Origin of the sequence: Sutterella seckii (assembly GCF_009183815.1) — a bacterium.
GTDB classification, from domain to species: domain Bacteria; phylum Pseudomonadota; class Gammaproteobacteria; order Burkholderiales; family Burkholderiaceae_F; genus Sutterella; species Sutterella seckii.
The window spans coordinates 1-7,423 of the sequence record NZ_WEHX01000105.1 but is presented as its reverse complement, the minus strand read 5'-3'; the positions used below and the strand labels follow the sequence as shown (position 1 = coordinate 7,423).

Genomic DNA, 7,423 nt, shown 5'->3' with positions numbered 1-7,423 from the left:
CCTTCCTCATCGGCTTCCTCGCGGGCTTCCGACTGTTCGGCGGCCTTGTCGCCCTCAACGATGCCTTCGTCGAGCGAAATCACTTCGGCGAGTGCGGGCTGAGGCGCGGCGGCGCCTTCCTGGGTCTCTTCCGCTTCAGGGATGCGGTCGGCCTGGGCTTCGTCTTCCTGAGGACGACGGCGCGAACGACGGCGGCGCGAACGACGCTCCTCGTCGCCCGATTCCGCCTCGACCGTAAAGACCGGCGCTTCGACTTCCGTCTGGCTCGCGGCATCGGGGAGGCTTTCGGCCGTCATGGTCGCGATGTCCTCATTGGGACGTGCGGCCTCTTCCTCGGTGCGGCGCTGCTGACGGCGATCGTCGCGGTCGCTCCTCTCAGCGCGCTCGGTGCGGGGCGTGCGTTCGGCGCGCTCAGTGCGTTCCGTACGATCGGCACGTTCGGTGCGCGTTCTGCGGGTGCGGCCTTCGGTCTTTTCCGTGCGCTCGGCGCGTTCCGTGCGTTCCGCACGTTCGGATCTCTCGGACCTTTCCGTTTTTTCAGAACGGTCGCCGCGTTCCGCGCGTTCAAGACGATCGGTGCGCTCCGTGCGGGTGCGGCCCGAACGCGTGCGGCGGTCGTTCCTGCCTCCGCGCGTGCGGCGCTTCTCTTCCGTCTTTTCAGCGGGCTTCTGCTGAGGCTTCTCCTCGGTCTTCTTTTCCGCGTCGTCGCCGCCCGTGAAGAAAGCGATGATGCGCTGGAAGAGAGACTTCTGAGGCGTGACCGGGGTCATCTGCTTCATCTTCCCGGCTTCGGGCTTCTCGCTCTTTTCTTCCTTCGGCGCTTCAGCCTGATGGACCGGAGCAGGATCGCGCTCGATCAGGTTCTTGATGACGGGAACCTGCTTGGGACGCTGGGGCTTCTCTTCCTGAGACTTCTGAGCGTACGGGTCGTCGGCCGTCGTTTCGATTTCCTCGGCGAGGTCGAAGCTCGGGACGTGCGTGTCGAGGCGCTCGTCGTCCTGACGGATGCGCTCGATGTGATAGTGCGGCGTCTCAAGGTAGGTGTTGGGAATGAGCACGATCGGCACGCGGTGGCGCGCTTCGAGCTTCGTGATGTCGTTTCTCTTCTCGTTGAGAAGGAACGTAGCAACATCGACGGGCACCTGGGCCTGAACGGCGCCGGTGCCTTCCTTCATCGCCTCTTCCTGGAGGATGCGCAGCACCTGGATCGCGCAGGACTCGGTGTCGCGGATCACGCCCACGCCGTTGCAGCGCGGGCAGGTGATGTGGCTGCCTTCGGAGAGCGCCGGGCGCAGACGCTGGCGCGAGAGCTCCATCAGGCCGAAGCGGCTGATCTTGGCCGTCTGGACGCGGGCGCGGTCGTAGCGGATGGCGTCCTTGAGGCGCTGCTCAACCGCGCGCTGGTTCTTCGATTCGGCCATATCGATGAAGTCGATCACGATGAGGCCGCCGAGGTCTCTGAGGCGCATCTGGCGGGCGACTTCGTCCGCGGCTTCGCAGTTCGTGCGGAAGGCCGTGTCCTCAATGTCGGCGCCGCGCGTGGCGCGTGCGGAGTTGACGTCGATCGCAACGAGCGCTTCCGTGTGGTCGATCACGATGGCGCCGCCCGAGGGGAGCGGAACGGTGCGCGAGTAGGCGGTTTCGATCTGCTGCTCGATCTGGAAGCGCGTGAAGAGCGGAATGTCGTCGCGGTAGCGCTTCACGCGGTCGACCATGTCGGGCATGACGTTCGCCATGAACTGGCGCGCCTGCTCGTAGATTTCATCCGTGTCGACGAGGATTTCGCCGATCTCGGGCTGGAAGTAGTCGCGGATCGCGCGCACGACGAGGTTCGATTCCTCAACGATGAGGAAGGGAGCCGGATTGAGGCGCTTGCCGCTGCGGCCGTTCTTCGTGGGTTCGGACGAGACCGTGCGGACCTTGCGGCCGTTTTCTTCCGTTACGTATTCGTACTGCGGACGCGCGGCGTCGACGATCGCATTCCAGAGCTTCAGGAGGTAGTTGAGGTCCCACTGAAGCTCTTCGGTCGTGCGGCCGATGCCGGCAGTGCGGGCGATGGTCGACATGCCGCCCGGGATGTCGAGCTTGTCCATCGCTTCGCGAAGCTCCTGACGCTCCTCGCCCTCAATGCGGCGCGAGACGCCGCCCGCGCGGGGGTTGTTGGGCATCAGAACGAGGTAGCGGCCGGCGAGGCTGATGAAGGTCGTGAGCGCGGCGCCCTTGTTGCCGCGCTCTTCCTTCTCAACCTGGACGATGAGCTCCTGGCCCTCGCGGATGGCTTCCTTGATGGTCGCCATGCGAACGTCGACGCCTTCGGCGAAGTAGCTTCGCGAGATTTCCTTGAAGGGCAGGAAGCCGTGGCGTTCCTCGCCGTAGTCGACGAAGCAGGCTTCAAGCGAGGGCTCGATACGGGTGACGACGCCCTTGTAGATGTTCGACTTGCGGGCTTCGCGGCCGGCAGTCTCAATGTCGATGTCGATCAGCTTCTGGCCGTCGACAATGCCAACGCGCGTTTCCTCGGGATGCGTGGCATTGAAAAGCATGCGCTTCATTTGGGATTTCACTCCTCGCCGCCCATTGGCCGCGGGCGGACTGTGGCGTGCCGCAGCGGAAGGCAGGAGTTTTGCCCTGAAGCTTCAGGGATATTCGTCTCGTGAGGGTGCCTGACGGTATTCCTGCGGAAACGATTCTTTCTCTCCTCTGCGGAGAAAAAACCGCAGGGAGCTTCCCTCAAGCTGAAGCTCCCGCAGCGGCGCCCGAGGAGAATCTTCTCCGTAAGGGCATTGCCGCGCCGCTATCCGGCTGATGTGTTGCGCTCGTCTTCCATCCGGTCCCGAAGCAGCGGGTGCTGGACGGGAAGGAAAAGAACGATTTGGGGAGAGTCACATCCGTCCGGAAGAACCTTCACCGCCTCATCTTCAGAAGATTTCTTAAAAGGAGAAAAGCTTCGGAGGCGAGCGGGAAATTCTTCGGGAAGGGGCTCAATCCCTCACGATCTGCCGGCAAAACTCACGAAAAGCCAGGCGCCTTCTTCATGCATTCAAAAGGGCCGGAAAAGACGAACGAAGCCCGCGTCATGCCCTGGCGAGGCCCGGCTTGAAATGGGACGGACGAAGGAAGAAAGCGGCATGCATTCTGCGCGGGAGGATTCCCCTGCCGAAAGAAATCCGGGCGTTCGGATAAAGATCCTGCAGGGCTTTCCCGCTTCAGAAAATGAAGGGCGCACGCGAAGCGCTTCATCGAACCCGAGGCAGTGCATGAAGGAATTCACGGACCGGCATCAATCGTCCTCGCGCCTCAGGGCCGGAAAAGGGCCTCAGATGATTTCGCAGGAGCGTCCTGCGGCTGAGCTCGACCAAAAGTCCGGCGAAGCATCACTATCAGGCTTCGCCCTCGGGAGCACGCAAAAGCCGCAATCGGGCCCGCGAAGAAGCGGTTGAGGGGATTGAATTGTCGGAAAAGAAATCCTTCATCTGCCATGGGGCTCGGAGCGTTCCGGCGCTTTTCTTCCATGAAGGGAAAAACCAGGAGGAACCTTCCGGACGTCCGTCTCTTTCCTAAAGAAGAATCCGCAGGCGCGAAAGCTTCCGGGCTTTCAGCTCTCCCGAACCCGATTTCCGAAGAACGGACCTCAAGGGCGTGGGTGCCTTGCGTTCTCTCTCCGGCGCTCTTTTGAGGAGCGCATGTCAAGAGCGGATGGCGAACGAAAAAAACTTTGCCTGTTGCGGCATCAGCCCGAAAGGCCTCCTGCCTGAGCACTCGTTGCCCAAGGCAGAAATCCTCACGGACCGAGCCTGCGGCGCCGCATTCCTCATAAAGGCACTGCGCCGCCGCGTCAAAAAAAACTCTGCCTCCTTCGATCACGGGAATCCTCGACGCCTTTCTTAGGCGGAAATCGTTCCGGGCGACCGAAGGAACAAATCCTTTGTGAGGCGTGAGAAAATGAACCTTCGCGCCGGCTGGAGCTTTTGCGCTTCAGCCCTCTGCGCGTGCGGATCCATCCGCTCATGCACTCGATCGCTTCGAAGCGGAAAAGCCGACTTCGAACGACAGCCCCTAAGTATAAGCACTACAGGATATGACAGACACAACCAAGGCCGAAATTAAGCCGCTCGCCTCATCAAAGGTGCGTGCGCTCCCGTCGGATCGGGTGAGCTACATCGAGATCGGCGAGGATTCGGACGGCCAGCGGCTCGACAACTTCCTCATGCGTCTTGCGCGCGGGGTGCCCAAGGGTCATATCTATCGCGTCATTCGGGCGGGTGAAGTCCGGGTGAGCAAAAGCCGCGCGAAGGCAGAAACGAAATTAAAGCTCGGAGACGTCGTCCGCGTGCCTCCGATGCGCGTTGCGGAGCGCTCCCCGGCGGCTGAGGCCCCTGCGGCGCCCCTTGCGAAGGGCCAGCTTGAAGTCCTCCACGAAGACCGGCATCTTCTGATCGTCATGAAGCCCTCGGGCCTTGCGGCTCATGGGGGCTCAGGAATTGCGCACGGCCTGATCGAGCGCCTGAGGGCCACGCGCCCCGAGGAGCCCTTCCTCGAGCTCTGCCACCGTCTCGACAAGGAAACGAGCGGCGCCATCGTGATTGCCAAGACTCGGAAAGCGCTCGTGCGCATGCACGACCTCATGAAGGAAGGCGGCATCGAAAAGCACTACAAGCTCCTCGTGAAGGGAGACTGGGTGAATGAACGACGCCACGTGAAGGCGCCGCTTGAGCGTTATCTCCTTCCCTCGGGCGAGAGGCGCGTCCGCGTGTCCCCGCTCGGCATGAGCGCGCACACAATCTTCACGGTACTGAAGCGCTTCGGAGTCGTTACCTATCTCGACGCTGAACTCAAAACCGGCCGCACGCACCAGATCCGAGTTCATGCGCTCTCGGAAGGGTTCCCGCTCGCTGGCGACGACAAGTACGGCGACTTCGCCTTCAATAAGGAGCTTGCCGCGGGGCTCCTCGGAGCACCCTTGAAGCGGATGTTCCTTCATGCCTGGAAGCTCAAATTCATTCATCCCGTTACGGGCGAGGCGCTCGACATTGAGGCGCCTCTCCCCGAAGAACTCGCCCAGGTAATCAGTGCACTGGAGAAGCAGCATGATTGACGAAATGAATTCCGCAGCAAAAGTGCCGCCGGCCGGTTCCTATAAGCTTGTTGTCTTTGACTGGGACGGCACGATTCTCGATACGACAGCCGCCATCGCGATCAGCATTCAGTACGCGGCGGAAAAGATGGGGCTTCCGGTGCCGTCCGCCACAAAGGCGCGCTCGGTGATCGGCCTCGGCTGGCGCGACGCCATGAAGATCATTGCGCCCACCTGTCCCGAGGAAGAGTTCCCGCAGTTCGGCGCCTATTACGTTGAGCGCTATCGTCCTGAGGAAGGAAAGGTCCATCTCTTTCCCGGCATCGAGAACGTCATCCGCACGCTTCATGAGAGGGGCGTCACGCTCGCGATTGCCACCGGCAAAAGCCGGCGGGGCCTCAATCGGGTTCTGGAAGCAACGGGACTCGGAAAATACTTTACTGATACGGAAACGGCCGACGAAAACCCGTCGAAGCCCGATCCGGGAATGCTCGAAGCCATCGGCATTGCGACCGGGATTGAACCCGCCGACACGATCATGGTGGGCGACACAACGCACGACCTCGGCATGGCCAATGCCTGGGGCTGCCGCTCGATCGGCATGACCTACGGCGCCATGACGGCTGAGATGCTCGAAGCCGAGAAGCCCGTTGCCCTCTGCCGCGATGCAGAGGAGCTCGCCCGCGTTCTCGGGCTGCATTGAAGCCGAATGAAGGCGGGTTTTTCTCAGAAATTGAGAAGAAGACCTTTGCGCTCCCGGCATCGATTCCCCGATCGTAATCTGGCAGAACGTAATCTGCCAGATTACGATCTGTGACAAAAAGGAGCGCTCTTCGATGAACCGGCTTGAATGTTTTGGGCGTACCGAAGAGCTCGAGGCGCTCGAAGGCGTTTGCGGGAGCCGTCGCACGGCAATGGTGATCGTCTACGGCCGGAGACGAGTGGGAAAGACAGCGCTCATTCAGAAAGTCTGCGAAGAAAGAGAGACCTTCTGGTACACGGCAAAAGCGTGGAAGGATGAGTTCCAGCTCGAGCTTTTTTCCGAGGCTTTAAGTGCACGGCTCGGCAAATCCGGCGTGCGCTATGAGAGCTGGACCGCGGCTTTTAAGGCTTACGCAGCCGCGCCCGGTGAGGGACGCCGCATTCTCGTCATCGACGAGTTCCAGCACATTGCTCAGAAACACTTGGGCTTTCTCTCGGAACTCCGTGTCGTCTGGGATGACGTGCTTTCACAGAAGAATTTTCTTCTGATTCTCTTGAGCAGCGCCGTTTCCTACGTGGAGAAGGACGTGCTCGGCGACCGGAGTCCTTTGTCCGGCCGGGCGGGAATTGTCCTGAAAGTCCCGCCGCTTTCGTTTCAAACCGTGTCGGACTTTGCGCCGGAATATGCCGCCGACGATCTCGTCAGGGGCTACGCCGCATTGGGCGGGATTCCCTACTACTGGCAGTTCCTCGATGCCCGCCAGTCGATGGAAGAGAATCTGGCGCTCAACCTGCTTCGCGCCAATGGTTTTCTCCATGACGAACCGCAGTCTCTTTTGCGGCAGGAATTCCGGGATCCTTCAACCTACAACGCGATTCTGAGGTCGATTGCCATGGGCGCTTCAACCAGAAGCGAAATTGCTGAGCAGAGTCATGTGGACAACCGGACGCTCACGAAGTATCTGACTGTGCTCGGGGATATGGATCTGATAGAGCAGGAATTTCCTGTCTTTTCGGGACCGAACGAACCGGGAAGCGCTTCGCTGGGTCGCTATAGACTCAATGATTCCCTGCAGAAATTCTGGTTCCGGTTCCTCGCCGATGAGCCGGATCTCATTCGGTCGCAGGAAGAGGCACAGCTCAAGTGGAAGGAGAAGGTCGAGCCGTATTTTGCTGAATTCGCTCATGAAGCATTTGCGGCGGCATGCAGGGAGTATCTGTTTCGATGGCGCCTCGAAGGACTGATCCCGGAAGCATTGACGCACTTCGGACGCTGGTGGTCGGGAGACGCTGAGATCGATATTGTCGGCGCCGATAAAAGGCGGCAGCACTGCATCGCCGCAGCGTGCAGATATCGGCGGGAGGCGGCAGACCTCAAGGTGCTCCGGTCGCTGCAGAAAAAATGCGCGCTGCTCCCGGTGGCGGACGATGCCGTCTTTTCCTATTGGATTTTTTCCCGGAGCGGCTTTGATGAGGCGCTGAAAAACGAAGCCGAAGCGCATTTAAACATCCATCTCGTTCCGATGAAAGCGCTCCTCGATTGAGGATTTATTAACATAGGCACAAAATAGTTGACAAGCGGCTACGGTTATGTTATAATTGATAAATGAGTTATGAAGATAAAACCACCACAACCCTCGACGGCCG

4 protein-coding genes are annotated in these 7,423 nt (G+C 60.3%); 3 read left to right on the top strand and 1 reads right to left on the bottom strand.

Annotation, left to right across the window (positions count from 1 at the left end; genetic code table 11):
* The coding region (locus GBM95_RS10410) for an Rne/Rng family ribonuclease (RefSeq protein WP_152159030.1) at positions 1-2,552 on the bottom strand (2,552 nt) is incomplete at its 3' end.
* A gap of 1,526 nt (positions 2,553-4,078) precedes the next feature.
* Between GBM95_RS10410 and GBM95_RS10405 the strand changes: the two genes are divergently transcribed.
* The 3 genes from GBM95_RS10405 to GBM95_RS10395 all read left to right on the top strand — a co-directional run bounded on the left by GBM95_RS10405 (position 4,079) and on the right by GBM95_RS10395 (position 7,320).
* Entirely contained in the window at positions 4,079-5,095 is a 1,017-nt protein-coding gene (locus tag GBM95_RS10405) for an RluA family pseudouridine synthase (protein ID WP_152159029.1), read from the top strand.
* Positions 5,088-5,777 (top strand): HAD family hydrolase, encoded by a 690-nt coding sequence (locus tag GBM95_RS10400; protein WP_226963281.1) that lies wholly within the window; start codon positions 5,088-5,090, stop codon positions 5,775-5,777. Before GBM95_RS10405 ends, GBM95_RS10400 begins: the two co-directional genes overlap by 8 nt.
* 133 nt (positions 5,778-5,910) lie before the next feature.
* Positions 5,911-7,320 carry an ATP-binding protein gene (locus GBM95_RS10395; protein WP_152159028.1) on the top strand — a complete coding sequence of 470 codons (1,410 nt, stop codon included), beginning with the start codon at positions 5,911-5,913 and terminating at the stop codon, positions 7,318-7,320.
* Positions 7,321-7,423 lie beyond the last annotated feature (103 nt).